Consider the following 25,134-nt stretch of genomic DNA (forward strand, 5'->3'; position numbering starts at 1 on the left):
AATCCATCATCGTGAGCATCTTGTTTTCTCCCATCACACTCGGCGGGCAGGTTCTGGACAACCGCGCCGTCATCGCTCCCATGTGCCAGTACTCCGCCGACGAGGGTCGGGCGACCGACTGGCACCAGATCCACCTGGGACAGCTGGCCTTGTCCGGTGCCGGCCTGATGTTCATCGAGGCCACGGCGGTCGCGCCGGAGGGCCGCATCTCGCCCGCCGACCTCGGGCTCTGGTCGGACGAGACGGAGGCGGCGCTGGCACATGTCCTCCAGTCGGTCCGCCGGCATTCCCCGATTCCCATCGCCATCCAGTTGGCGCATGCCGGCCGCAAGGCCTCCACCGCGGTGCCATGGGCAGGTGGCCAGTCCATCGCCACGGCCAGCGGCGGCTGGCAAACCGTCGCACCGTCCGCCCTGCCCTATGCGACAGACGACACGCGCCCGCTCGCGCTCGACGATGCGGGACTCACGCGCATCCGCAACGATTTCGTGGCCGCGGCGCAGCGCGCGCAACGGCTGGGCTTCAACGTGATCGAACTGCACGCGGCACACGGCTATCTGCTGCACCAGTTCCTGTCGCCCCTGTCGAATACCCGCGACGACCGCTACGGCGGCACGCTGGACAATCGCATGCGCTTTCCGCTCGAGGTATTCGACGCCCTCCGTGCCGCCGTGCCGGATGACACGCCGGTGGGCATCCGGATTTCCGCCACCGACTGGGTGGACGGTGGCTGGGAGATCGAACAGAGCGTGGCGTTCGCACAGGAACTGCAACGCCGCGGCTGCGCGTTCATCGACGTGTCCAGCGGCGGGCTTTCTCCCTTGCAAAAGATCCCGGTGGGGCCAGGCTACCAGGTCGCCTTCGCCGACAGAATCCGGCGCGAAACCGGACTGCCCACGATCGCCGTGGGCCTGATCACCGAGCCCGAGCAGGCGGAAACGATCCTCGCCTCGGGCCAGGCCGACATGGTGGCGCTCGCTCGCGGTATGCTGTATGACCCGCGCTGGCCCTGGCACGCGGCGGCAAAGCTCGGCGACCAGGTCGATGCGCCAAAGCAGTACTGGCGTTCCCAGCCGCGGGCCTACAAAGACCTGTTCAAGCCGGGATAAACAGCCTGCCGGACTGGCGGCGGAGACAGCACATGAGCGAACGCGACTTGCAAGGAATCGAATTGCTGCCCGCCGCACTTCCGGTCCGGCAGCTTTTCATCTTGCTGCATGGCGGGGGCGGGACGCCCGCGGACATGCTGCCGCTGGCCGACACGCTCAGTGCCGTCTTTCCCCAGGCCGCGTTCCTACTGCCCGAGGGGCTCTCCGAATTCGACGGACACGACAGCGGCAGGCAGTGGTTCTCCCTCGACGGCCTGAGCGACGACAACCGGGCTGCCCGCGTGGCCGCGGCCATGCCGGCGCTGCACGCACTGATTCGACAGGCCCAGGATCGTCTCAAGGTGATGCAGCCGGACACGGCGCTGGTCGGCTTCTCCCAGGGCGCGATCATGGCACTGGAATACGGCATTGCGCATGACGGCGGCGTCGGCCGGGTCCTGGCGTTTTCCGGCCGCTTTACGACGCTGCCCGACCGGGCGCCCGAGTTCACGACCTTGCACGTGCTGCACGGAAAAGACGACCCGATCATCCCGGTCGAGCATGCCTATGCCGCCTATGAACGGCTCATGCAGTGCCAGGGAGACGCCACGCTGGACGTGGCCTCGCCGGTCGGGCACGAACTCCATGCCGCGCTTGTCGACCGCGCCGTCCATCGCCTGCAGACGTGCATTCCGCTGCGCACCTGGAAAAACGCGCTCAACGGTGCCTGACGCGGACGCATCGTGACAGCCGAGACGCTCAAGCCCACCTCACCCTGGATCCCCCTGCACAACCGCGTGTTCCGGACGTTATGGATTGCTTCGGTCGCGTCGAACATCGGTTCCTGGATGCACGAGGTCGGCGCCGGCTGGCTGATGACCTCGCTCGCGCCCAACCCCCTGATGGTGGCGCTGGTACAGGCCGCCACCACAGCACCGGTCTTCCTGCTGGCGCTGCCGGCCGGGGCGCTGGCCGACATCGTCGACCGGCGGCGCTACCTCATCACCTCCCAGGTGTGGATGCTGGCCATGGCGGCTACGCTGGGCGTCCTCACGCTCGCGGGCCTGACCACCGCACCGCTCCTGTTGCTGTTCACCTTCGCACTCGGCATCGGCAACGCCATGATGATGCCGGCCTGGGGCGCGATCACGCCGGAACTCGTGCCACGCGCCCAACTCCAGGCAGCGATCGGCCTGAATTCCATGGGGCTGAACGTCGCCCGAGCCGTCGGCCCCGCCCTGGCCGGTGTGATCGTGGCCGCCGCCGGGCCGGGCGCGGTCTTCGTGCTGAACGCCGTGTCGTTTCTTGCCGTCATTGCCGCCTTGAAGCATTGGCAGCGCCCGCCCACGGCAAACGGGTTGCCCGCCGAACGCCTTGTCGGTGCGGTGCGTGCCGGCCTGCGCTATGCGCGCCATTCGCCCGAGTTGCGCGCAGTGCTCACCCGCGGCGTCGCCTTCTTCGTGTTCGCCAGCGCCTCCTGGGCCCTGCTGCCGCTCATCGTCAGACAGGAACTGCACAGCGGCCCCGGGACGTACGGACTCTTCCTGGCTTGTCTGGGCCTGGGCGCAGTGGCCGGCGCCTTGCTGCTGCCCCATGCGCACGCCCGCCTCGCGCGCGACCGGATCGTGGCTGGCGCGACCGGGCTGTACGCCCTGGCCATGCTGGCGCTCGCCCACAGCGGGAACGTGTATGCGGCCGGGACGGCCATGCTGCTGATCGGGGTTGCCTGGATCAGCGTGGTTTCGTCGCTGATGACCGCCGCGCAGATGGCCCTGCCCGGGTGGGTGCGCGCGCGTGGCCTGGCCTTGTTCTGGGTCGTTTACATGGGCGGGATGGCGGCCGGAAGCGCATTGTGGGGCCAGGTCGCCTCCTGGACGGGCATCCCGCTCGCGCTGAGTGCCGCCGCCGTCGGCGCACTGATCGGGATTGCCCTCACCCGCTCGTACCGGGTCGGACAGCATGATGTCGCCGATCTTTCGCCCTCGCTGTTCTGGCCCACGCCAATGATGGCCGGCGAACTCGAAGCCGACCGCGGGCCGGTCATGGTCACGGTGGAATACCGGATCGATCCGGCCCAGACCGAGGCGTTCACCCGAACCATGCAGCAGATCAGCCGGATCCGTCGGCGCGATGGCGCCTTCATGTGGGAGCTGTTCTGCGACATCGAACATCCCGAGCGCATGATGGAATGCTTCATGGTCGAATCCTGGCACGAGCATTTGCGCCAGCACGAACGGGTCACGGTTGCGGATCGGGACGTCCTGGAACAAACACGGGCATTTCATCGCGGCAGCGAGCCGCCCAAAGTCACGCATCTGGTCGCCGGCAAGAGCCGGCCGGCCATGACGTCGCGCTTTCCCTTTTGAGATTTCGGGTCCGGACAACGGTGCCTCGAACACGCTCGGCCAGCCCGCTGCGGCGGATGCGACCTGACCTCTTTGGGCTTGCGAAGCGGCCTGCAGGAAGTAGGCTTGCGTATATTAACGAGAACGATTATCGTTATACATATGTGAATTATTTGTAAGCACCCATGAAAGCCCTTGTCCTTGCCTGTTTGATGTTCCCCCTTGCCGCCCTTGCCGCCGATCTGGAAGCCGCGCTGACGATCAAGGACCATCGATTCACGCCCAGCGAACTGAAGGTGCCCGCAGGCAAGAAGGTCAAGCTGCTGGTCAGCAATCTGGACAGCACGCCGGAAGAATTCGAGAGCCATGAGCTCAACCGCGAAAAACTGGTGGCCGGCAATGGCAAGGCCACGATCTATGTCGGCCCGCTCGCACCCGGCAAATATCCCTTCTACGGCGAATTCCACGACAAGACCGCGCGCGGCGTGATCGTGGCGGAGTAAAGCATGTTCGGATCGGCCATCATCGTTTTCAGGGAAAGCCTCGAGGCTGCCCTGCTCATCGGTATCATCGCCGCCGCCACGCGCGGGTTGACCGGCCGCAACCTCTGGCTCGCCATCGGCATCGGCGCCGGCCTGGGCGGTGCCCTGGTCGTAGCCGGATTGACCGAGACCATCGCCGAGATGGCCGAAGGCGCCGGACAGGAACTGTTCAATGCCGCCATCCTGGGCATCGCGGTGCTGATGCTGGGCTGGCACAACATCTGGATGGCCACCCACGGGCGTGAAATGGCTGCTCAGGCCAAATCGATGGGAAACGCGGTCAAATCCGGGCAGCGGGAGATGTCGGCGCTGGCCATCCTGATCGCCCTGGCCGTCCTGCGCGAAGGTTCGGAGACCGCCTTGTTCCTGTACGGACTGGCCGCGGGCGATGGCTCGAGCCGGGTTTCCATGCTGAGCGGCGGCCTGCTGGGCCTGGCGGCCGGCATCGGCGCGGGATGGGTGCTGTATTCGGGGCTCGCCCGGATCCCCCTGCGCCATTTCTTCACCGTCACCAGCGCCCTGATTCTTTTTCTCGCAGCCGGCATGGCCGGGCAGATGGCGCGCCTGCTGATCCAGGGCGATCTTATTCGCCCGCTCGCCAGCCCGCTCTGGGATTCATCATCCCTGCTGCCCATGGACTCGCTCCTGGGCAACCTGCTGCACATCTTCGCCGGCTACGAGGCCCGCCCCAGCGGCATGCAGGTGTTGTTCTACACGCTGACCTTCCTCGTCATCCTGTTCGGGATGCGCTGGAGTCGCCCCCGCATCCCCCAGGCAACCTGAAAGGAAACACCATGAAACGCAACGCAGTGTTGATTGCTGCAATGGGCATGCTGTATCTGCAATCCGCCCTCGCCGGTCCCACCGACTACGTCTATACGCCCACCGTGGAGAAAGGCGAGAAGGAGATCGACTTCAAATTCGGCACCGTCGACAGCGCGCCGCGGCAATCCATGGCCTCGCTGGGGCTGGGCTATGGTGCCAACGACTGGTGGTTCACCGAAATCTATCTGAAGTATGCAAAGACAGGCGGCGACGGCGTCAAGTACGATGCCGTCGAGTGGGAGAACAAGTTCCAACTCACCGAAACGGGGAAATATCCGGTGGACGTCGGCTTCATCACCGAGATCGAAGTTCCGAGCGACCACGACGAAGGCGTTGAACTGAAAGTCGGCCCGCTCTTCCAGACCGAATTCGGCAAGCTGCAGTTCAATGGCAACATCCTCTTCGAGAAGCGCTTCAATGCCGCCGTATCCAGCCCGACCGAAGCCGGGTATCAATGGCAGGTGAAATACCGCTGGCAGCCCGCCTTCGAGTACGGCCTCCAGGGCTTTGGCGGCACCGGCCCCTGGAACGACTGGGAGGCATCCCGGGACCAGTCGCATAAAATAGGCCCGGCCGTCTTCGGCAAGCTGGCTACCGCCCACCATCATGTCATCAAGTACAACGCCGCCTGGCTGTTCGGCGTGTCGGACGCCACGCCCGACAATACGTTCAGGCTGCAGACCGAATACGAGTTCTGACGGGACCTGAACTCCCGTCAGAAACGCATCGTCAAACCGGCGGTGGCGGCCCAATCGGTCGTCAGCTGGACGCCGCGTACGTTCTGGTAAAGCGGCAACTGAATCAGACCAAACGCCTGCATGTTCCTGCCGATGGGCAGCGCCAAGCCAGGCGAGAAGAAAACGAACCGCCCGCCGCTATCGGCCGGCTCGGCGTCCGCACCTCGGTCATGGCCGCGCCAGAGCAGGTTGATTTGCGCCAGTGCCTGTACCGGCCCCAGCGGATAGCGGATTCCGGCATCCAGTCCCAGCTGATCGCCCGGACGATAATTCTGGCGCTCAAGCACCGCATGCTGCCAACGCAACTGTGCGTGCCAGTCGGTCTGCGCAAAACGACCCGACACGAATCCGCCGGCGATGAGATCAGTAGAGCCTGATCCCGGCTGTAGGGAACGCTCTGCTACATCGCCATCGTTGTTGCGCACATCGATGCTGCCGGTAGGCAGCTTGATTCCGCCTAGCAGGCCAAAAGTCCCCTGTGACGGCACGCTCGTATCCAGACGTATGTGTGTCAGCATCCGGATATCGCCGAGGCGCGTGAAATCCCAGCTTTCAGGAATAGGGACGCCATGGTGATTATGGATATGCAGATGGTCGCGCGACACCACCGGGATTTGAACCGACAGGTTCCAGTCTGGTGTGAGTGCATGACTCAAGCCCACCACCCAGTTGCGGTTATAGGTTTCCACCTCCTGATGGTGACCGCCCCCCAAGACCTTATCCGTCCCTGAACGCGGTTGGTTCTGGTGGATGTATTCCATGCGCAGATCCAGGCGAGTGGCGTCATTCTCCCAGGGGGCTTGCGTATCCCAGTCGGTATTGACGGTACAGAACGCTGAACCGCAACTAGCGAATGCCAAGCCGTGAATACCCCATAGCGCGCACATCGCACTATATTTCAACCGCCGGCTTCTTCCTGAAAAGCGCATTTTCATCCCTTGCTCCAACATGCACACATCGGGCAACTTCTGGCTGCATGCGTGATAAAAAGCAGACCGCCACACAGACAGGCTAATGCTGGCTGGTAAGCGGGCCATCGACTTGCGCCATGCCGAGAGACGCCTGCTCGGTGGCAACGGCGGCGTACTTCATCACCGCTGCATTATCTTGTTGCTTGGCGGCTTCCTGGGCTTGGGCAAGCGCACTGGCCGCGGTGGTCCACAATGCTTTCTTGGCTATTGCCAGCGCCACGCCAGACTCCGCTCTCGCCAAGGCCTCAGTGGCCTCAGCCGACAAGATCGGCTTGCTGCTGCTTTCGGCAGCGCGCGCGCCATGTCCCGCCACCCCCATCACAAGTCCACTCCATACGAGCAAACGGATCGCAATACGACATGAATTCATTTTTCCTCCTGGCCGCCCCCGGCTCGCTATTTTCTGAAAACTGATGATTTGAGCGGCAGGCCATTGCTGAGATACGAGTGGAAGTACTCCAGGTTGTTGTACTCCTCCCCGCCAATTTCCATGGGTACCGCACGCACCAGTTGATTACATGCCGAGTAGCGTCGCTGCAGCGTAAACAAAGCGTAATCGCCCCCACGGAAGGCCGGCCAGTGCGTAGCCTGGCCCGGCAACATCGAGAGATACTCGGTACGCAGGATTTCGCCGACGTGGTCTACATGGCAGCTTGCGCAGGAAAAATTGAGCTGTCCGCGACGCTGATAGAAGAAGCGGCGGCCGGACTCGAAGGCTGCCAGGGCGCCGCTGCCCTTCACCTTGATGTTCATGAGCATGCCATCCGACAAGGTCCTGGCGTAAGCGGTAAGCAGGCCCATGGTATTCATGTCAGCTTGCTTGTAGGGCGCTTCGCCATTATTTGCTCGGCACTGGTTGAGCGCCATTTCGAAGGTGACCACTTTTTTCATGGCCTCATCGTAGTAAGGGTAATTGCCGGCTACGTTCCTGCCACCTCCGGGAAAGCAATCGGCATAACGCTTGCCGTTGTTGAACGGGGTCTCCCACAACTGGCGCCCCTTGTCGATCTCGGACTCGAACGGCGGGAACGCCATCATGTTTTCATATTGCGCCTTGGCATCCGGGCTGAAGGCCAGCGCACCATACACATAGTCTTCGAACTTGATATCGGGGTATTTTTGCTGCACCGCCTGTACGCGGTTCAATCGCTCCTGTTCCGGAGAGAGGGACAGCGCATCGGCACTGAAAGCCAGCATGCCCAGGCAAGTCAGCATCCATGTTGTTTGTTTCATGTTTCTTTTCTCTTTCTAAATCACATGACAGCCGGGCATTCACAGCCCGTAGACGTAATCCACGACTTTGTTGATCTCCGTGTCGGTCAGAATCCCGTTCTTGCCGAATGGCGGCATCGCCGTGTCGGGATTGGCTCGCGTAGCATCCCAGATCTGTCCATACAGCTTTCTTCGATCGGGGAAACGCGCCGCCATGCCGATCAGCGGCGGAGCGATGTTGGTGTTGGTCACCGTTTTGGGCTCACCGGGCATGGCATGGCATGCCAGACAATTTCCCTTGCGGTTATCGAAGGCCAGTTCCTGTCCGGTCGGTTCCGGCTTGGGCGCTTCCGCTGCCCGTGCCGAGGAAATGAATGTGGCAGCGAGCAGAAGACCCAAGCTGACTGCGGTGACGATTGCAAGTGGTTTCCCCATCTGTCTTACCCTGTCGGTTTTAATTAACGCCATAAAATTACAAACACCTTTGTTCTCACCCTTCGTACAGCGTGAGAACAAACTGGAACGGATCCTCTCGAGGCGTAGCGCCCTCGCCCGCAAAATGCGGCTGCCGCATGGTGCCGAGCTTTTCTCCGCTTTCGCTCAAGACATGCATATCGCAAGGGCCGGGCTTCAAATCAGGGCAGGTAGTCGTGGCATCGGTTGCCACCCCGTTGACGTCGGCATGACTGAAATCGGCCTCATGCAAATTTGCGCCAATAAAATTTACATTGGTCAGGTCCGCAAACAGGAAGCGGGATTCGTACAAATCGGTGCGGCTCAGATTCGCGCCCGTCAGGATGGCCCCTTCCATATTGGAATATTCCAGCTTGGCCCCGGAAAAATCGGCACGTGCCAGATTGGCCATGTTTAGATTGGCCCGGCTCGATACCGCCCGCGTCAGGTTGACGCCGCCCATATCCGCAGCACTCAAGTTGGCCCCGCCGATAACCGCGCCACTCAGGTTAGCCCCGGTCAGTTTGGCTTGATAGAGCGTGGCACCCGTCAGATAGGCGCCGGCAAGATTGGCCCGGGACAGATCAGCCTGGGACAGATCAGCCCCCATGAGATTGAGGCCGGACAGATCAACCCCGGACAGGTCGCATTTCACGCAGGCATTGGTCGCAAGCAATCGGTCGCGGCTGTCCCTGTGCGGGACCGTCGTTTGAGCGGTCGCCGCATGCGCCATCGCCGCGGTCGCCGCCAGGAATGCCAAGCCTGCGATCTGGCCGGCCCGAGAGAACCAATACCTGGGTTGTGCCATCTGCATGTCTGCTCTCCTCTCCCGCTAACCGCCGATACCTGTCTGCACCGGAAAGCACAGCTCATCATGCAGTCGCAGATACATCATGATTCCAGGTTCGCGGCTCAATGCTTTCCCGCGTGATCCGCCTTCAAGTCGCCCAGCAGATAGCGAACCTGCAAAGGTTTTTGTCCCTTCATCGTCACGGTCAGGACGATCTTGGTACCGGCAGCAGGCCTGATCCGGGAATCCTTTCCTGCCAGTTCGTTGGTGCCGGCCGGATTCAATTTCACCGTCATGGTTTGCGTGCCCGCGATGAAATGCAGGCTGGCGTTCGCACCCTGGGTCGATTGGGGCGCATCACCATGGTCGGTGACCCATACCTGGACCTCGCCATCCTTCACCACCAATTCGAAGTGATACATCTCCGCCATGCGCAGCAAACCGCCGTGGTCGCCCTTGATGGTGGCCAGATATTCGTTACTGTGGGCCAGCGCCGCAGTCGGCAGGCCCAACGCAGACAGCAGACCCAGGCAGGCAATCCAGCGCATTGCCGAGGCGAATGTATTCGCGATCGTTTTTTGAATATTCATGGTCGTCTTCCAGTTCTTTAATAATCTTTCCATCGGATATCCCGTCGGCGGCGATGCCGCCGACGGAAATAACGAAACGTTCCGTTACACCGAGGTACTACGCGAGAACTTCATGCCTTCCCAGCTTTCCGGCACCACGACGTGGTCGTGCATGCCGCCGGGAACGGCGATACGGGCTTCGATCTTGTCGGTCTCGACGTTCAGGATCACCAAGCCGGACTGTCCGCCCTGGTTGCCGCTGTACACCGTGGTCATGTACTTGCCGTCAACGGAGCAGTCGCAGGTATGGGGATCCGGGCCGGTATCCCACTTGGCGGTCACCTTCCAGGTTTTGGTATCCACCTTGCAGATGTAGCCATTGTTCGGCTTGCGCGCCCACATGGTGAAGTAGGCAAAACGCGAATCCGGCACGTTGCCCATGTGCAGCGGCAGGTATTTGTCGCCGAATCCCTCAACGAAGGCTTCCTTCTTCCATTTGAGCGGATTCTCATCGGTCGCACGGTAGATCGCGATGTTGTTCTGCAGCACGTTGTTGCATGCGCAGAAATACTCGCCGCTCGTAATGAAGCCAGCCTCATGCAAAGGCGTAAGCACCGACGGCACGGAGAAGGTCCAGGTGAACCCCTGTTGCCTGGTCAGCGGGAAATTGTCAGGCGCGCCCTTGGCGGTGGAAAGCAGCGCAACCACTTCCCAGGTACGCGTATCGACGATCGCGCAGCAACCGAGGCGGCGAATCAGGATCGCACCAAACGGCAGGGTTGGGTGCCAGGTAAAGGCATCCACGAATACCGCGGTCGGGTCGGCCGGCATCAACTCTTCGCCCAGCATCGCCTCATGGGTCGTCTTCATGCCCTTGCGGCCCACGTAGTCGAACTTGCCGGTGGTGGCATCGGGGAAGACATGGCTGATGTGAAGCTGCCGCTTGACGGGGTCGTAATCGGCACGGAAAGCCTTGACGATTTTCGGGTTGTCATCGATGGTGGTGATCAGCACCATGTCCTTCTGGCCATCTGCAAACGCGACATACTTGTTGGCGTTTTCGCCCACGCCGATGGACACGTGCACACCCAGCGACATACCCGTGGTCACGCCGATGTCATTGACCACTTCGATGTGGTTTTGCTTGCCGCTACCGTCATAGCGCATCTTGAACATCTTGAAATCGCCCCGATCACGCCATTCGGGGGAGTTCTCGTTGACATAAGGCGTCCCGGGCGGCTGCATGGTCTGGTAGAAATCGAACCCCTTGTAGGGATCGGCCGAAGGCATGGCAGCGATGTGGTGCGGGATGGGCATGTTGACGCCAGCCAGGCCGTAGTTGTACCAGGCCAGGGTTTCCGGCACGGCAAGGTCGAGCGCCTGCACGTAACCGCCGTACTTGCTCGGCAGCAGCACAACGTTGCGATCGAATTTCTTGAAGAAATCAGCCTGCGCTTCGTTGAGCGGATCGTGGCGAGCTGCCATGGCGCTTCCCGAACCCAAAACACCCGCTGCCCCGGCCATGCCGGCAGCGAGCGAACCCTGTATGAACTGCCTTCTGGAAATACTCATTAATTTAACTCCTTGCGTTGTATAGCTTTATGCAGACGCCCTAGCGTCGATTCAGATGTCGCCTTTCTTCCAGTCCTGCGGACCGACGAAGACCTTTTCGATCGTGCCGTCGGCAGACAACAGGAAGCTGGTCGGCAGGCCGCGAATCCCCAGGCGCGTAGAAACGCCTTTAGGGCTCAGCACGTCGTTGGGCGCCACATACATATCCCGCTTCAAGTTATGCTCCTTCTTGATGAGGCGCATGGTTGCCGCTGTGGAAGGAATCGCTTGCGTCGGACCGCCCATCAGGTGCGTACCCATCGTGTCCGCATTGACAAAAACGACATTCGTTCCACGGCCGTATTTGTCCACGAACTCCTCGGTCTTTTTCAGTTGAGCAACCGAAACCGGTACCGCGGAGATGAAAAACACCACCAGCGTACGTTTGCCCGCCACCAAGCTGCCGAGATCGGCTTTTTTCGCTTGCGAGTCGTAAATCTCGATGTCGGTCGGCATTTTTGTGCCTACCGCCATCGGTTGGATGAACACTTCGCCCCCCACCTGCTCGGCAGACGGAAAGGTGCCATCCTTGCCATCCGCCAACACCGCGCTAACGGGTATTGCAAGCAGCCCCAACGCGAAAAGAGCTGGCCCCGCCGTGCAAAGTGCAGAAACGACGCGTCGCTTCTCCAGCCCACCTGATACCGTTGTTGCCTTAGATTTCATCTGTAAATTCTCCTGTTGTTAAACCCTGTCGCACGACCGACCCGAAATCAGAACCGGATGCCACACAACCGAACCGCCATCCAGAAACCCGGCGGCCAAACCGCTCTCCAGAAAGCCTGTCCAACAAAGCTGCGACACCTTGTCGCGGTTGGTCTGGAGCACTTACCATGCCAATTTAATTTACTGTTTATTTTCAATGGATTGAACGCACTCCCCCTCGCTCTGTTTCAACGAATGTTTCACGTTGAAATACTCTGTCTGGCCTGCGGAAGCCCCCCATCACCCACGCAAAAAAAAGCCGGTAGCGCATGGCTACCGGCAGAGGAGGAGGAGATTGAGCGATTAGATGAGGTCGGCCTTGGATCCACGGCTGAATCAGCCAATGAATAAGGGCAGCGAGTCCGGAATCAGCACATCGTCAGTCTCTCTCTGGCGATTGTTGCAGGCTGAAAGCCGCCCTGAGTGAATTGCGCTGTTATTGGAATAGGTTGAATCGATCGCGGCCGGCCCCACAGACCGGAACAGGCGAAACGCTCACGAAGCGGGATGACGCTTACATGCGCATGTCGTTGTCCTGCTCGATGACGCCGCAGGCCACGCGCGCACCGGAATTACCCGCCGGATCGGAAAAATCGTCTTCATTGGCGTGAATGACGATGGCGCGGTTGACAATGGAATTGAGGCCAATCAATGCCAGACTCACACCCGGTACATCCACGCTAACGTTGGCAACGCCATTCCGATCCACTTCAATATTGCCGAGGTCGCCCAGATGATGTGCGCCGGAGGGAGCGCCATGAGGCCCGCCAGAAGGCGCGAAATGACCGCCTGCACTCATTCCATCCGGCGAATCACAATTGCCGTTCACATGGATATGAAAACCGTGCTTACCCGGTGTCAAGCCTGTCACGCGTCCTTTGATCAGCACGTTACTGTTGTCATGCTGAACCAGATGCAGCGTACCGTGCGCTTGACTGCCGGAAATGGCCACCAGTTCTGCCGTCGCATTCGAGCCCCCATGATTGTGATCCATGGGAGACGCTCCATCATGGCCATGGTGGGAATGCTCTGCCGCACCGGCCTGTCCCATTGCTCCAAGCAGCACAGCAACGGCGATCCGCCTCATATATCGGGTTTCAGGCATCCCGTTCCACCTGCACTTCATCAAATACTCCTTGTCATTGGGTTGAGTGTATCCAGGACCTCTGTCCATGGCCTGCGGGAAGCGCAGGCAATTTTCGTTCCCATCCGCAGCAAGCTTGCTGGGCATAGATTTGAACGGTGTGTCCGGCGGGTCGTTTCATTTTGGAACGAACCCGCCCTGCCATCAGAACCCGCCACTGGCCAGGCTATCCAGAATGGCACGCAAGTCATCGTCGAACTGCTTGAGCGTTGCCCGGCCTTCGTCCGTCAAGTTCTTGTCGCTGGCGAGCAGGCTCAAAATATGGGCCGGACGCTGCATCATGACCGTGGTCTTGCCGTCATGCTCGATGAGCGCCAACCGGCAGGGCGCAAACATCTCGAAGTTGGGCACATGATGGGTGACCGTGTAGGCCTTGGTCAGATTGCAGAACTCGATGAGCTGGAGCGGTGGCGCATCGATCCCGCGCCCCTGCAGGCCTTCCTGCACATTGAGCACGTTGATGATGGCGTAATTCCTGGCTTCGAGTTGCGAGAGCAGCATATCGCGCACGGTCGCGATTTTGTCTGCCACGGTAACTTCGAACTTGAGTTCGGTTGCCGCCACATGAGGTTCATCGGCCATGGCCGATGTCGCTGGCAAGATCGTCAGCAAACCCAGTAAAAATAGCATGCGGCTGTTGCGTTTAATACGGGGAAAAATCTTCATCACCCTCTCTCCTGTTTGTTTCAACCAACAGGCCGTGAATCGGCCCTGCGGAACTTCAGCAAACAGCATGCCAGATGATGCGAGACATTATTCGCGCCGACTTGGCGTGAACTGGAGATTGAATTCGCGCATCTTGCGCCACAGAGTGGTACGGCCGATACCCAATTCACGCGCAGCCTCGCCGATATGCCTGGCACGCTGCAAGGCAGCCTCGATCAACATGCGCTCGGTCTTGGCAAGGCTGCCACCCTCTCCTTGCGACAACGGGGCGGAGGCATCATTGGCCACGGGTATGCTGCCCAGATGCTGCAACAGATCTTCGGGCAGAGCGTTGATATCGATCACCCCCTGCTCGTCAGCGAAAACCACCATTTGTTCCACGAAGTTTTCCAACTGGCGGATATTCCCTGGGTAAGGATAAGCCAGTACGCAAGCCAGGGCACGCGACGTCAGACTGAGTCCGCTTCGCCTGTACTTGGCGCTGTAGACTTCGAGAAAACGCGTCAGCAGCCGCTTGAGGTCCTCGCCCCGCTCGCGGAGCGGCGGCAGATGCAGTCGGATACCGTTGAGACGAAAATACAGGTCGGAACGGAAATGCCCACGTTCCATGAGGCTGTCGAGCACCTGATTGGTGGCGGAGATCACCCGGATATCCACTTGTTTGCTCTTGTTCGATCCCACCCGGCGGATCTGCCGCTCCTGCAATACGCTCAATAGCTTGGCCTGCATCGCGGGCGACAGGGTATCCACCTCGTCCAGAAAAATGGTGCCACCGTCCGCTTCCTCAAACAGACCGGCACGGGAATCGGTCGCGCCGGTGAAGCTGCCCCGCACATGACCAAACAGTTCGCTCTCCAGAAGCTGCTCCGGTAAGCTGGCGCAATTGATGCTGACAAAGGCATGCCCGCTGCGCGCACTTTTCTCGTGGATGAGACGGGCAATGCGGGTCTTCCCGGTGCCGGTCTCGCCGGTAATGAGCACGCTGATGTCGGTGGCCGCCAGCCGTTCCGCCTTGATCAGGGTCGCGCGCATCTGCGGGGTATCGGCCACGATGTCGTCTGCCTCACGCAACTCCGCCGTGGAGGGCATGCGCATTGCAGTGACGTAATTGCGCAATGCCTGGCTGGCGTGGATTTTCTCCAGAATATCGTGTTCGCTGAACGGCTTGGTGAGGTAATCAAATGCGCCCAGGCGCATCGCATCGACTGCCGATTCGATGCTGCCATAGGCTGTGATCAGGATCACCGGCAGATGGGGATTGATCTGCTTGATCTCGCGCAGCAGATCAATCCCGGACATGTCATCCATACGCAAATCGGTAATCACCAGGTCGTATTCAGCCTGGCTCAATATCGTCAACGCCTGGCTGCCGCTTTCCGCCTCGCTAGTGTCGAAGCCGGCGCCCAGCAGCATGAGCGACAGGCTACGGCGCAGGCTTTTCTGGTCGTCCACCAGCAGGATATGAAGCGGTTTGCTACTCATGCCATTGCTATCGTACGGTCAATGGTCGCGTCGACCGGTTCGGGCAAGGGCACACGCACATAAAACCGCGTGCCGCGCCCCACCTGGCTTGCAATGCGGATACGGCCGCCCCACTCCTGCACGAAGCGCTGCACGATGGCGAGCCCCAGCCCGGCACCATGCGAACGCTGGGTATAAAACGGCTCAAAAATCAGCTTGCGCTCCACGGGCGGGATGCCCTTGCCGGTATCCGCCACGACCAGCAGAAACCAGCCGGGGTAGACACGTACCGTGGCATACACGTGGCCCCGCCCATGAATGGCCTGCGACGCATTGAGCAGGAGGTTCCACAATACGACTTCCAGTCCGTCCGCATCAAACAGATGGGGCATGGCGTTGCCCGAGATGTCCGCTTCTACTTCAATCATTTGTCCCTGTTGCTGAACATGGCGTTCCAGGGCTGCACACACCTTGTAAACCAGCGCCTCCAGCACCACCGGCTTGTTTGCCATCACACGCGGCTTGCCGAACATAAGGAAGTCGCGCGTCAGATTATCCAGCCGCGCCACCTCGTCCTGGATGATTTCCAGGGCGTCATGGCTTCGGCCCCCGGTATTACGTTCCGCCTTCAACACCGCCAGACAATTGGTAATGGCCGACAGCGGATTGCGTACCTCATGCGCCACCGAGGCAGCCATCTGACCCAGCGCTGCCAGGCGTTCCGCGCGGATTTTGTTTGCCTCGGACAGTTTAAGTTGCTGGTTGATTTCGGACAATTGCTGGTAGCTATGAGCATTATTGATTGCGATGCGGACCTGGCCAGCGAGCAGTTCCCCCTTGGCCAGGGTCGCCTCGCTGAATTGCACCCTCTCCCTGCGTATCAGCACCATGGCGCCGATCAAGCGCTCTTCGTCCAGCAGGGGAAACAGCGCCATCGCTCCCCAATGGCAGCCCAATGGCTGTCCTGAGACCAACAACGCCTGACTGTCCGACCACAGCATGGCACGGGGACGGAAGTGGCCGTCGATATTATTCAGAAGCCGTGCGCACGAACGGCCATCGCGACACCAGGCCTCCAATTCGGCAGTACAAGCCTTGTCGCTGTCGGCAAACCATCGGGCCGCCAGAGTAAAGCGCCCGGGTTCCTTCTCGCTGGGAAGCCAGACCAGCGCCCCTTCACTGTCCAGCAGGGCAGCGCTTTCGCTGCATACCGATTCAAGCACCCGCTTGAGGTTCAGGGTTGAGGTCATCATGGCCGATACCCGTAGCAAGGCGGCCCGGAATTCGTTGGCATCCAGCCAGCGGTGGTAAAGCAACGCATTGTTGACGATAGTGCCAATCTCCGCCGCCAACGCCTGCAACTGGCCCATGCGCTGGCGCAAGTGCTCGCGATCTTCCATGAGCAGCCGAAGGTGGCCGATCTCCTGACCGCTTGCCGTGAGCGACAGGCAAACCGACTGATCGACCGTACCGGAAGAGCACTCGTAATAGCTGCCACCCGACTCCCTCACCAACTGGCAGCTTTGTCCAAAACAGGTGGCGTTCGACGCCTTGGCGCGAATGGGCCAGTGTGATCCCAATTGGGGCATGTGCCGCTCGAACTCATCGACTTCATCCGCCGGAATGCTCAGGATCAACTCACCACAGGGGATACCCAGCAGTTGGTTGACCGCACCGGAGACCACATCGAGCGCATTGTTGAGATCGGGCGAGGTCATCGCCTCGCGTGCCATGCGGTTGCGTATTCTAAGTTCCTGATTGACGTTTCTGATCCTGCGCTGGGTGCGATGCAGTCGCCGGTTGGCGCGCATCAGAACATGGCGCGAGCGCTCAATGGTATTGAGCGCCAGCAGGAAACCGACTGACACCGTGATCATGACGCCCAGATAGAACATCATTTTGACCCCGTGCCACCCCCACCAGATGATGTCCCATAGTTTGGAGAAGTTAAACAGATAGGCACTCTGGGCAAACACCATCAGCAGACTGGCGATCACAAGTGCAAGGCTTTTCCGATACTTCCGGTAATAACCGTAAAACGCAACGGCATCGAGCGCATAGAGAAAGCTGGCCAGGTAATGCACGCTATGCGTGGTCGGCAGAAAATCCAGGGAATCGGGGTAAGTGCCCGACATCAGGTTCGGAATGAATATCTGATACAAGACCGCCACCACCAGTACGACCAGCCCCCCCATCCCCACAGTGAACACATCGCTGTGAGTAGGCCAGCGTTTCCGATCGGAGAAAATATGGGCCACGATGCCGGCCAGGATCAGCCCGCTCCCAGACAGGGAAGAGACGGTATGGTAGGCGACAAAATGGTGCAACTCCGGGCCCGGATTCGACCAGGCATGCAGGATGTCCATGACCCCCATGGACAGGAAAGCCATTCCGAAAAAAGCCCCGTCGTAGCTCTTTTGTCTCGCGCTCACGGCCAGAATCATGCCGGCGACCATCAACGCTACAAAGCCGCAGAATGACTCGATCAGCATGTGGCTCTTGATCTCGACAAACTGCTGCGCGAGCAGATGAGGAGAAAGATTCCCAAACAGCAGGATCGGGAGCAAAAGCAGGAATATCACCCACAGCATCACTCCGGTCTCGAGCAGGTTGCCCGACCGGTCCGATTCAGGCAGCCCGATTCCACGTTCCATTCGAAAAAATTTCACCTGCATTGCGTTTGCTCCAGCCTTGGCGGCCGCGGATAAACCACCTACTTCATGTTAGGTCAGCGCAGTCCGGACAAGGATTATCGGCTCACAATCCGCTCGGCACCAGCCAGCCCTTGCGGCGGCTGGCCATCCAGTGGAAGAGCGTCGGGATCACCAGCAGATTGAGCAGGGTCGAGCTCAACATGCCACCCAGCAAAACAATAGCCAGCGGCCGTTGCAATTCCTTTCCAGTGGGGTCGCCCATAATCAGTGGAATCACAGCCAGTGCGGCTGTAAATGCCGTCATCAAAATAGGGACCAGGCGGTCCACCGACCCTTTCAAGGCGATTTCTCTGGCATTGAGGTCTGGACGCATGCGAAGTAGGGACTGATAGCGGGATATCAGTAACAGGCTATTGCGGGTGGCCACGCCGAACAGGGCAATCATGCCGATCAGCGAGGATACGTTGAGGGTCTCTCCGGCCAGTGCAAGTGCGAATACGCCGCCGATCAGAGCCAAAGGCAAATTGAGCATGACCAGCGATACCAACGACCAGCTCCGGAACGCCTGATACATAACGACCGACATCAACAGTATTGCAGCGGCGGACGTCACCAACAGGGTGCGGGATGCACGTTGCTGACCCTCGTAGTCGCCGCCAAATTCAATACTGTAGCCAGGCGGCAACGTAACCTTGTCGCGAATGCGGTCCTGGGCCTCCCGTACCACCCCGTCAAGATCGCGTCCTTCGGTGTTCCATTGCACCACCGCTCGGCGTGCGGCACCATCGCGGTTGATCATGTAAGGCTCCTGCACCGATTTCAGCTCGGCCACTTCACGCAATGGAATGACTGCACCGCCAGGTGACATCAGCGGCATCTCGCCCAAGGTCTGGATATCGCTGCGGGCTGCTTCGTTCACACGCATGAAAATATCGAAGGTACGGTCCTGTTCCAGAACTTTGGATACCGCCACCCCATTGAACGCGGCACTGACCTGGGTAACGACCGCACCCGGGGTGAATCCATAGGCGGCTGCGACGGTCCGATTGACCCGGATATCGACACCAGGTACCAAAACCATCGGCTCCATCTGCAAATCCACCACGCCCGTCACGCCCTTCACCGCTTGATAGACTTCCTGTTGCTTCTGCTGCAGCACCCCGAAATCCTGGCCATAGATCTTCACTGCAACCTGGGCACGCACCCCGGACAGGATCTCCGACATGCGGTGGGTGATGAACTGGGACACATTGACCGACATGCCTGGAATCTGCGTCAGCTTGTCACGGATGCGCTGCATCACCTCGGGCACGTTGCGGGTACCCGGCTTGAGAGCAATATCGAACTCGCTGAAATTCACTGGCTGGGCATCCTCGTCCAGACGCGAGCGTCCGGCACGCTGGGCGAGGCTGGCAATCTCCGGCATATCGCCGATCAATTGCTCGATCTTGCGGCCCACACGCAAATTTTCCTCCAGTGACGTACTCGGCATCAGCGTGGTCGCGATCACCAGATTGCCCTCGTGGAAGGCGGGAATAAAGGATCGGCCAAGGGACGGAATCACCAGGATCGCTGCGACCAGGATCAATGCGGACATCGCGGCCGTCGGCAAGGGCCGATCCAGACAGGGTTTCAATACCTTCGCATAACGGCTGAGCAGCATGTCGGAAATGGGGCTCAAGCCATAGCTCTGATATTGCGGCCGCCGCCCCATGAGGTAGTAACTCAGAACCGGCACGAGCGTGATGGCAACCACAAGAGAACTGGCAATGGCCGCCAAGTAGGAGATCGCCAGCGGCCGGAAGATACGGCCCTCGATGCCCTGGAGAAAAAAGATCGGCATGAAGGCCACGATGATCACGAAGGTGGCGAATACCACCGAATTGCGTATCTCGCGCGAGCCTTCGTAAACGATCTCCAGCGCAGGCAACGGATCCGCAGCCTGCTTGTTTTCACGCAAGCGGCGCAGAATATTCTCGACGTCAATGATGGCATCGTCCACGACTTCGCCAATGGCGAACACCAGTCCTCCCAGGGTCAGGGCGTTGATGCCGATGCCAAAAAGCCACAGCACCAGTACACCAGCCATCAGGGAAACGGGAATGGCAATCAGGCTGATCGCAGTGGGACGCCAGCGGAACAGGAACAGCAGCAGCACCAGCGCCACGATAAGGGAGGAATCGAGCAATGCGTCTCGCAGATTGGCGATAGCAGTCTCGATGAAACTTGCCTGGCGGAATACATCGGGAATCAGCTGAATATCCGCGGGCAGGCTGCGCGCCAGATTGGCCAGCGCCTTCTCGACGTTGTGCGTGGTTTCCAGCGTGTCCGCACCCCATAGCTTGGAAACGGTTCCGATCACGGCCGGGCCGCCGAAGATCTGGCCATCGCCTCGTTTTACCTCGCTTCCAAAGCGCACCTCCCCCACATCCTCGACCCGGATAGGCTGGCCTTCACGCATGACAATCAGTGTCTCGGCCACATCGCGGAGGCTCTGCACCCGGCCATTGACGCGAATGAAATATTCCTCCTCACTGGTAGGGTAGACGAACCCTCCGGACGCCACCAGATTGGCGCGGCGCAGGGCCTGCATCACCTCTTCGCTGGACACGTCATACTTGCGCATGCGAATGGGATCAAGCATCACCTGGTACTGCTTCACCCCGCCACCCACTGCCACCACAGACGCGACGCCCGGCTGGGCCAGCACACGATTGCGAATATCCCAGTCCGCCAGCGTACGCAACTCATGTTCGCGGTTTTCGCCAGACCAGTCGACCAAGGCGAACTTGAGCAACCAGCTCACTGCCGACGTGACCGGCATCAATTGGGGAGCCTGGGCCGAGTCGGGCAACTGGCCCTGCACCAGCTGCAATCGTTCCTGGATGATCTGGCGAGCACGATAAATATCGACGCCCCATTTGAATGTGATCGTGATGCGCGACAGGCCGACCGACGAGTTGGATCGGATTTGATCGATATACGGGGCTCCCTGCAGGACGATCTCGATCGGCCGGGTGACCAGCCCTTCCACGTCTTTAGTCGAGTAACCCGGCACTTCGGTCTGGATCTGCACCTGCGGCGGCGCAAATTCCGGGAATACATCCACCGCCATGTGCAGCGCAGCGGCGATCGACGCGCCGGCCATCAACACATAAAGCAGCACCACGGCCAGCCGGTTCTTAAGAGACCACTTGATTGCCCAATCAAACATCTTCGTTCATCCGTCTCAGTGATGGTGGTCGCCGTTTGCGGCGCTGGCATGATTGCCGGACATGCGGTACACCCCTTCCAGAATCATCTTGCCGTCGACCACCACCCGGTCGCGCGGATCGACACCCGTCACCTGGAGCCAACCCTCCGTTTCGCCCAATACTGCTATCGGCTTGCGCAGGTAGTGCCCGGGCGCAGCTTGCACATACACGACCGGATCCAGCTTCTGGCCCAGAACCGATTGGCGCGGCACCCAAATTCCCACCCGGCCATCCAGGGCGAGCACAAGCTCCACCGTCTGGCCGGTGGCCAGTCCAGGCACGCTGCGCCCCAGATCCAGCAGGAAACGGGCACGTTGTGTCCGGGGATCGATACCCGGCACCACCTCGGATATCGGGCGCTGCATCCTTACGCCGCCAGGCAAGGCGACCTCGACCTTGATGCCTGGCCGAAGCAGGGCCTCCTGACCAGCATAGATATAGCCTTCCACCCACAATGACTGCTTGCTGGACACCATGCGCGCCACCGACTTTCCTATCACCACGAACTGCTTCATGGTGCGGTCTCCTGCATTGATCAGCGATCCGGGCTGCACGAACATGTCGGTGACGAATCCATCGGTGGGGGCCTCCAGGATGAGGTGTTCCACCACTGTCCCCTTGTCGATCAACGCGGTAATCTGGGGATCGCTCATCCCCCACCAGCGCAGGTTCTCCTTGGCATCCTTGAGATAGTTCGGCAGACGTCCCTCTTCGCGAAGAACCTGAAGCCGCTCTTCGTTCTGCAGGAATTGCAAATACCCCTTCTGGGTCGTGATGAACTCGGGATTGAAAATGGACACCATCGGCTGTCCCTTTCTCACGCTGTCGCCGGGGCGCACGAACACCTGAACAATCTGGCCGCTGACGACAGTATTTACATCCAGAACCGCCTCGGCATTGGGCACGACCTGGCCGTAAGTCCTCAGCCGTTTGGCAGGAGCATCGGCCCTGACCGATGCGAGCGTGATAACGTCTCCAATGTCACGCACGCCCGAGGGCAGCCTGACCTCGCTGGCTTCACGGTTGCGTTCGACGATCTGTTCGAATACCCCAGAGTCGCCATGCGCATGAACCAGGGCGGACATACTTAGCGCAAGCAAAACAATGGGAAGCGCCAATACCACCTTAATGAACATGCGCGTCCCCCGAAAAACTGACCGTTGCCACCACCCCATTCAGCAGACCCAGACGCTCAGGCGCACTGAAAACTTGTAACCGCACCCACTGTCTCTGACTGACCGGGTTCACAAAGGCATACACACGCTGCACCTTCGCGGCCACCGCTATCCGCCCCTTGGCTGGATCAGTCACATAGACCTTGGCAGACTGTCCCGGCTTGATCGCCGAAGCCTCGCTTACCGGTAAACTCGCTTCCACCACGATTGCGCCAGGCTGAGCGATCGTGGCGATCGTGGTGCCACTGGTCGCGTATTGGCCGCCCTGTGTACCGGCATTGAGAATCTGGTTGTTGACCACATTCAGGCTATACAGGTAGCCCGAGGTCGGGGCCTTGATCTTGATCAGCTTGAGCGGCTGGCGCGTTGCTTCCAGACGTTTGATATCCTCCTCCGACATACCGCGCCAGAGCAGATTCATGCGCGCATCGACCATCTTCTCTTCGCTGGTCATGGAAAATGCCCGGACAGCATCCATGTTGGCAAACAAGCCCAGATAGGTAGCCTGCACCGTCTCCAGTTCGGCGCTTTCTATCTCGCCCAGCACCTCGCCCCGGCTCACTCTTTTTCCGACATACACGTTGCGGAGATTGGCCATGCGGGCGTTGATCTTGATTACCACACTCACCATATGACGGGGATCGATCGATACCTTGGCCGGATAAAGCTTCGCCGGCTCCGCCTCCGCCTCTTCATCGTCATGATGATGGGCTGCGGCAGGCGCGCTAAACACGGACGAATCGGAATGCGCCCACGCCTGCTGTTGCAGACCGGTCAATAGACAAAACAACGCAGTGCAACCAATGATGGCGGGCAGCATGATCAGTATGGACAGCCGTTCCAGAATGTACCGTCCAACCCGTCAGCAATGACTGTGCCACTGTCCGACCCCCCGCATACGCGCCGCGGTGAGCCCTCATTCCCCCAATCGGCGTTTCATGATGTTTCAATACGGAACATCAATGGCTTGACCCGCGTTTTCTGGAACAGTCCAGGCACGCAGGAAAGGAAATGTTCCGGCTTCCCGTCCCTACATAAAATGGCTCATGGCATCGCGTGCTCGTCGTTATTGCAACTAAGATAAAAACATTAAAGGGAATAGGGGTTAACCATGGTTTTCGCCAACCGCCATCAGGCCGCGGAGCGTCTCGCGACGGCCCTGGCCTCGTACAAAGGCCAGCATCCCCTGATTCTTGCCATTCCGCGCGGCGCCGTGCCGATGGGGCAGCAGCTCGCGCGGGCCCTCGAAGGCGAGCTCGACGTGGTATTGGTACGCAAGCTGCGCGCCCCCTTCAATCCGGAATTCGCCATTGGCTCGATCGACGAATCGGGCTGGACGTATGTGGCCGACTACGCGGAGTCGGTCGGCGGCACGCCAGCCTATCTCGCGCAAGAAAGACAGGCCCAGCTCGACGTCATCAAGAAACGGCGGGCACAGTACACGCCGCTGCGCCCGCCGATCGACCCCACCGGGCGCATCGTCATCGTGGTCGATGACGGGCTGGCGACAGGTGCAACGATGATTTCCGCGCTGCATGCGCTGCGCGACAAGAAACCGGCACGCCTGATCTGCGCGGTGCCGGTGGCCCCGGTCGACACGGTGGAAAAGATCCGACCCTATGCGGACGAGGTAGTCTGCCTGTCGACGCCGATGTCCTTCCAGGCGGTGGGGCAGTTCTATACGGAATTTCCGCAGATCGACGACGCCCAAGTCGAGGCCATCCTCAAGCAGACTTGAGCGTCAGCGCGGCTTCACGCGCACACTGTCACGGATCGTTTCGTCCGGATGCGCCACCACCCGGTCGCCGGCCTTGAGCCCCGACAGCACCTGGGTCACCAGCCCGGCACGCTGGCCGATTTCGACCGGTGTCTGGCGGGCGTGTCGACCATCCAGCCTAAATGCCGCCCACCCCGAGCCGAGCCGGAACAATGCGCTGGTCGGCAGTTGCAGCACGTCCTGGCCTTCCCACAGCACGAAACGCGCCTCCACCCGGTAGCCGTCGCCGAGCCGTGCCCACGCCTCACGCGGCGAAGTGAAGTCGACGATGACGCGCACCCGCTGCTCCTCGACGCCGAGCGCGGAGATTTTCGTGAAGCCGCCCGGCTCGACGACGCGTACCCTGCCCTCGATCGATTGGTCGCCACCCCAGCGATCCAGGATCACCTTCGATCCCGACACGATCTTCACCGCATCGGTGGACAGCACTTCCACCTCGGCTTCCAGGCTTTCGGGATTGCCGATCTCGAGCAGAGGCTGGCCGGCCGTCACCGGGCCTTCGCTTTCATGCTGCACCCTGAGCACGCGTGCAGCCACCGGCGCATGCACCTGCAGCGCTTCGGCCGCACCGCCGGCCTGCAGATGCGCGGTGCTGGCCGCCGCCGCGCGCGCCGTCTCCAGGTCGAACCGCGCCACCCTGACCGCATACTGCGCAGCCTGCTCCGCCGCGCGGGCACGGGTTTCTGCGCTTCGCGCAGTATCGAGTGCCTGGGCGGAGACGAAATTCGACTGCCGCAGGGATTCGGCGCGGCCGCGCTCCTGCTGCGCCAGCTCTGCGGCGGCGACGGCGGCGCGCGCATTTTCCTGCGCCACCACCAGCGCGGCCTGTGCGGCGCTCACCTGCGCCTGGGCCTGCACGCGGGTGCGCGGATCGAGCGCCACCGAGCGCGCCGGCTCGATCACTGTGAGAACCTGGCCGGCGGCAACGGCATCACCGGCCTTGAGATCGATGCGCCGCGCATAGCCGGCGACCGGTGCCGACACCAGGTAGCGCTCGCGCACCCGGGTCTTGCCTTCCTCCTCCACCGTCACTGTGAGCGGCGCCCGTTTCACCTCTGCGACATCGACCGGCACCGCACGCGGCATGAAGCCGATCACGAGGCCCACGGCCACCACCGCAGCGATGGCGAGCATTCCGATTTTTGCGCGTAGCCG

At 60.5% G+C, this 25,134-nt stretch carries 23 protein-coding genes; 7 read left to right on the forward strand and 16 right to left on the reverse strand.

The window, feature by feature from the left end; all coding sequences use genetic code 11:
- Nucleotides 1–11 precede the first annotated feature (11 nt).
- The 6 genes from B058_RS0115805 (at nucleotide 12) to B058_RS0115830 (ending at nucleotide 5,498) form a co-directional block, all read left to right on the forward strand.
- The gene (locus B058_RS0115805; RefSeq protein WP_018509471.1) at nucleotides 12–1,109 is read left to right on the forward strand and encodes an NADH:flavin oxidoreductase/NADH oxidase; all 1,098 of its coding nucleotides are present in this window, start codon (nucleotides 12–14) and stop codon (nucleotides 1,107–1,109) included.
- Nucleotides 1,110–1,141: 32 nt separating this feature from the next.
- A complete protein-coding gene (ypfH, locus tag B058_RS0115810) occupies nucleotides 1,142–1,819 on the forward strand; it encodes an esterase (RefSeq protein WP_018509472.1) in 678 nt (225 codons plus the stop codon).
- 12 nt (nucleotides 1,820–1,831) lie between these two features.
- The gene (locus B058_RS17135) at nucleotides 1,832–3,454 is read left to right on the forward strand and encodes an MFS transporter (protein WP_018509473.1); all 1,623 of its coding nucleotides are present in this window, start codon (nucleotides 1,832–1,834) and stop codon (nucleotides 3,452–3,454) included.
- A 164-nt stretch (nucleotides 3,455–3,618) separates the two neighbouring features.
- Nucleotides 3,619–3,936, forward strand: coding sequence for a cupredoxin domain-containing protein (locus B058_RS0115820; protein WP_026240987.1), 318 nt, complete (start codon nucleotides 3,619–3,621; stop codon nucleotides 3,934–3,936).
- Between the two features lie 3 nt (nucleotides 3,937–3,939).
- Entirely contained in the window at nucleotides 3,940–4,758 is an 819-nt protein-coding gene (locus tag B058_RS0115825) for an FTR1 family iron permease (RefSeq protein WP_018509475.1), read from the forward strand.
- 11 nt (nucleotides 4,759–4,769) lie between these two features.
- Entirely contained in the window at nucleotides 4,770–5,498 is a 729-nt protein-coding gene (locus B058_RS0115830; protein ID WP_018509476.1) for a hypothetical protein, read from the forward strand.
- A 17-nt stretch (nucleotides 5,499–5,515) separates the two neighbouring features.
- Here B058_RS0115830 and B058_RS0115835 read toward each other — a convergent pair whose 3' ends face one another.
- The 15 genes from B058_RS0115835 to B058_RS0115900 all read right to left on the reverse strand — a co-directional run bounded on the left by B058_RS0115835 (nucleotide 5,516) and on the right by B058_RS0115900 (nucleotide 23,022).
- Nucleotides 5,516–6,298, reverse strand: a complete 783-nt coding sequence (locus B058_RS0115835; RefSeq protein ID WP_018509477.1) for a hypothetical protein — start codon at nucleotides 6,296–6,298, stop codon at nucleotides 5,516–5,518.
- 250 nt (nucleotides 6,299–6,548) lie between these two features.
- A complete protein-coding gene (locus tag B058_RS0115840) occupies nucleotides 6,549–6,878 on the reverse strand; it encodes a hypothetical protein (RefSeq protein WP_040724673.1) in 330 nt (109 codons plus the stop codon).
- Nucleotides 6,879–6,904: 26 nt separating this feature from the next.
- Nucleotides 6,905–7,741 (reverse strand): sulfur oxidation c-type cytochrome SoxA, encoded by an 837-nt coding sequence (gene soxA, locus B058_RS17140; RefSeq protein WP_040724676.1) that lies wholly within the window; start codon nucleotides 7,739–7,741, stop codon nucleotides 6,905–6,907.
- 39 nt (nucleotides 7,742–7,780) lie between these two features.
- The gene (gene soxX / locus B058_RS17145; protein WP_018509480.1) at nucleotides 7,781–8,155 is read right to left on the reverse strand and encodes a sulfur oxidation c-type cytochrome SoxX; all 375 of its coding nucleotides are present in this window, start codon (nucleotides 8,153–8,155) and stop codon (nucleotides 7,781–7,783) included.
- 55 nt (nucleotides 8,156–8,210) lie between these two features.
- Nucleotides 8,211–8,987, reverse strand: a complete 777-nt coding sequence (locus tag B058_RS0115850) for a pentapeptide repeat-containing protein (RefSeq protein ID WP_018509481.1) — start codon at nucleotides 8,985–8,987, stop codon at nucleotides 8,211–8,213.
- 98 nt (nucleotides 8,988–9,085) lie between these two features.
- Nucleotides 9,086–9,553, reverse strand: coding sequence for a hypothetical protein (locus tag B058_RS0115855; protein WP_018509482.1), 468 nt, complete (start codon nucleotides 9,551–9,553; stop codon nucleotides 9,086–9,088).
- Between the two features lie 84 nt (nucleotides 9,554–9,637).
- On the reverse strand, nucleotides 9,638–11,104 hold the full coding sequence (locus B058_RS0115860; RefSeq protein ID WP_026240988.1) for a twin-arginine translocation signal domain-containing protein: 1,467 nt from the start codon (nucleotides 11,102–11,104) through the stop codon (nucleotides 9,638–9,640).
- A gap of 51 nt (nucleotides 11,105–11,155) precedes the next feature.
- The gene (locus tag B058_RS0115865) at nucleotides 11,156–11,809 is read right to left on the reverse strand and encodes a TlpA family protein disulfide reductase (RefSeq protein ID WP_169335107.1); all 654 of its coding nucleotides are present in this window, start codon (nucleotides 11,807–11,809) and stop codon (nucleotides 11,156–11,158) included.
- 553 nt (nucleotides 11,810–12,362) lie between these two features.
- Nucleotides 12,363–13,079, reverse strand: a complete 717-nt coding sequence (locus tag B058_RS17150; RefSeq protein WP_245539331.1) for a superoxide dismutase family protein — start codon at nucleotides 13,077–13,079, stop codon at nucleotides 12,363–12,365.
- A gap of 57 nt (nucleotides 13,080–13,136) precedes the next feature.
- On the reverse strand, nucleotides 13,137–13,727 hold the full coding sequence (locus B058_RS0115875; RefSeq protein WP_245539332.1) for a DUF302 domain-containing protein: 591 nt from the start codon (nucleotides 13,725–13,727) through the stop codon (nucleotides 13,137–13,139).
- A gap of 18 nt (nucleotides 13,728–13,745) precedes the next feature.
- Nucleotides 13,746–15,140: a sigma-54-dependent transcriptional regulator gene (locus B058_RS0115880; RefSeq protein ID WP_018509487.1), complete on the reverse strand. Its 1,395-nt coding sequence runs from the start codon at nucleotides 15,138–15,140 to the stop codon at nucleotides 13,746–13,748.
- Nucleotides 15,137–17,773, reverse strand: a complete 2,637-nt coding sequence (locus B058_RS17155; RefSeq protein ID WP_169335108.1) for an ATP-binding protein — start codon at nucleotides 17,771–17,773, stop codon at nucleotides 15,137–15,139. The genes B058_RS0115880 and B058_RS17155 overlap by 4 nt, the downstream gene beginning before the upstream one ends.
- A gap of 103 nt (nucleotides 17,774–17,876) precedes the next feature.
- Nucleotides 17,877–20,942 carry an efflux RND transporter permease subunit gene (locus tag B058_RS0115890; RefSeq protein ID WP_245539333.1) on the reverse strand — a complete coding sequence of 1,022 codons (3,066 nt, stop codon included), beginning with the start codon at nucleotides 20,940–20,942 and terminating at the stop codon, nucleotides 17,877–17,879.
- Nucleotides 20,943–21,002: 60 nt separating this feature from the next.
- Entirely contained in the window at nucleotides 21,003–22,112 is a 1,110-nt protein-coding gene (locus tag B058_RS0115895) for an efflux RND transporter periplasmic adaptor subunit (protein ID WP_018509489.1), read from the reverse strand.
- A 40-nt stretch (nucleotides 22,113–22,152) separates the two neighbouring features.
- Nucleotides 22,153–23,022, reverse strand: a complete 870-nt coding sequence (locus B058_RS0115900; RefSeq protein ID WP_018509490.1) for an efflux RND transporter periplasmic adaptor subunit — start codon at nucleotides 23,020–23,022, stop codon at nucleotides 22,153–22,155.
- Between the two features lie 291 nt (nucleotides 23,023–23,313).
- Here B058_RS0115900 and B058_RS0115905 point away from each other — a divergent pair, with 291 nt between their 5' ends.
- Nucleotides 23,314–23,940, forward strand: a complete 627-nt coding sequence (locus tag B058_RS0115905; protein ID WP_018509491.1) for a phosphoribosyltransferase — start codon at nucleotides 23,314–23,316, stop codon at nucleotides 23,938–23,940.
- A 3-nt stretch (nucleotides 23,941–23,943) separates the two neighbouring features.
- On the opposite strand, the gene B058_RS0115910 is transcribed toward B058_RS0115905, so the two are convergent.
- Nucleotides 23,944–25,113, reverse strand: coding sequence for an efflux RND transporter periplasmic adaptor subunit (locus tag B058_RS0115910; RefSeq protein WP_157265957.1), 1,170 nt, complete (start codon nucleotides 25,111–25,113; stop codon nucleotides 23,944–23,946).
- Nucleotides 25,114–25,134 lie beyond the last annotated feature (21 nt).

It is taken from the genome of Thiobacillus thioparus DSM 505 (genome assembly GCF_000373385.1).
Classification (GTDB): Bacteria; Pseudomonadota; Gammaproteobacteria; order Burkholderiales; family Thiobacillaceae; genus Thiobacillus; species Thiobacillus thioparus.

Coding starts and splice junctions, on each gene's coding strand:
- B058_RS0115820 (WP_026240987.1), top strand. CDS start 3,619: ATGAAAGCCCTTGTCCTTGCCTGTTTGATGTTCCCCCTTGCCGCCCTT.
- soxX (WP_018509480.1), bottom strand. CDS start 8,155: ATGGGGAAACCACTTGCAATCGTCACCGCAGTCAGCTTGGGTCTTCTG.
- B058_RS0115860 (WP_026240988.1), bottom strand. CDS start 11,104: ATGAGTATTTCCAGAAGGCAGTTCATACAGGGTTCGCTCGCTGCCGGC.
- B058_RS0115895 (WP_018509489.1), bottom strand. CDS start 22,112: ATGTCCGCCCTGGTTCATGCGCATGGCGACTCTGGGGTATTCGAACAG.
- B058_RS0115910 (WP_157265957.1), bottom strand. CDS start 25,113: ATGCTCGCCATCGCTGCGGTGGTGGCCGTGGGCCTCGTGATCGGCTTC.
- B058_RS0115900 (WP_018509490.1), bottom strand. CDS start 23,022: ATGCTGCCCGCCATCATTGGTTGCACTGCGTTGTTTTGTCTATTGACC.
- B058_RS0115880 (WP_018509487.1), bottom strand. CDS start 15,140: ATGAGTAGCAAACCGCTTCATATCCTGCTGGTGGACGACCAGAAAAGC.
- B058_RS0115850 (WP_018509481.1), bottom strand. CDS start 8,987: ATGCAGATGGCACAACCCAGGTATTGGTTCTCTCGGGCCGGCCAGATC.
- soxA (WP_040724676.1), bottom strand. CDS start 7,741: ATGAAACAAACAACATGGATGCTGACTTGCCTGGGCATGCTGGCTTTC.
- ypfH (WP_018509472.1), top strand. CDS start 1,142: ATGAGCGAACGCGACTTGCAAGGAATCGAATTGCTGCCCGCCGCACTT.
- B058_RS17150 (WP_245539331.1), bottom strand. CDS start 13,079: ATGCCCAGCAAGCTTGCTGCGGATGGGAACGAAAATTGCCTGCGCTTC.
- B058_RS0115830 (WP_018509476.1), top strand. CDS start 4,770: ATGAAACGCAACGCAGTGTTGATTGCTGCAATGGGCATGCTGTATCTG.
- B058_RS0115875 (WP_245539332.1), bottom strand. CDS start 13,727: ATGCTGTTTGCTGAAGTTCCGCAGGGCCGATTCACGGCCTGTTGGTTG.
- B058_RS0115840 (WP_040724673.1), bottom strand. CDS start 6,878: ATGAATTCATGTCGTATTGCGATCCGTTTGCTCGTATGGAGTGGACTT.
- B058_RS17155 (WP_169335108.1), bottom strand. CDS start 17,773: ATGGAACGTGGAATCGGGCTGCCTGAATCGGACCGGTCGGGCAACCTG.
- B058_RS0115855 (WP_018509482.1), bottom strand. CDS start 9,553: ATGAATATTCAAAAAACGATCGCGAATACATTCGCCTCGGCAATGCGC.
- B058_RS0115835 (WP_018509477.1), bottom strand. CDS start 6,298: ATGGAATACATCCACCAGAACCAACCGCGTTCAGGGACGGATAAGGTC.
- B058_RS0115865 (WP_169335107.1), bottom strand. CDS start 11,809: ATGAAATCTAAGGCAACAACGGTATCAGGTGGGCTGGAGAAGCGACGC.
- B058_RS0115825 (WP_018509475.1), top strand. CDS start 3,940: ATGTTCGGATCGGCCATCATCGTTTTCAGGGAAAGCCTCGAGGCTGCC.
- B058_RS0115905 (WP_018509491.1), top strand. CDS start 23,314: ATGGTTTTCGCCAACCGCCATCAGGCCGCGGAGCGTCTCGCGACGGCC.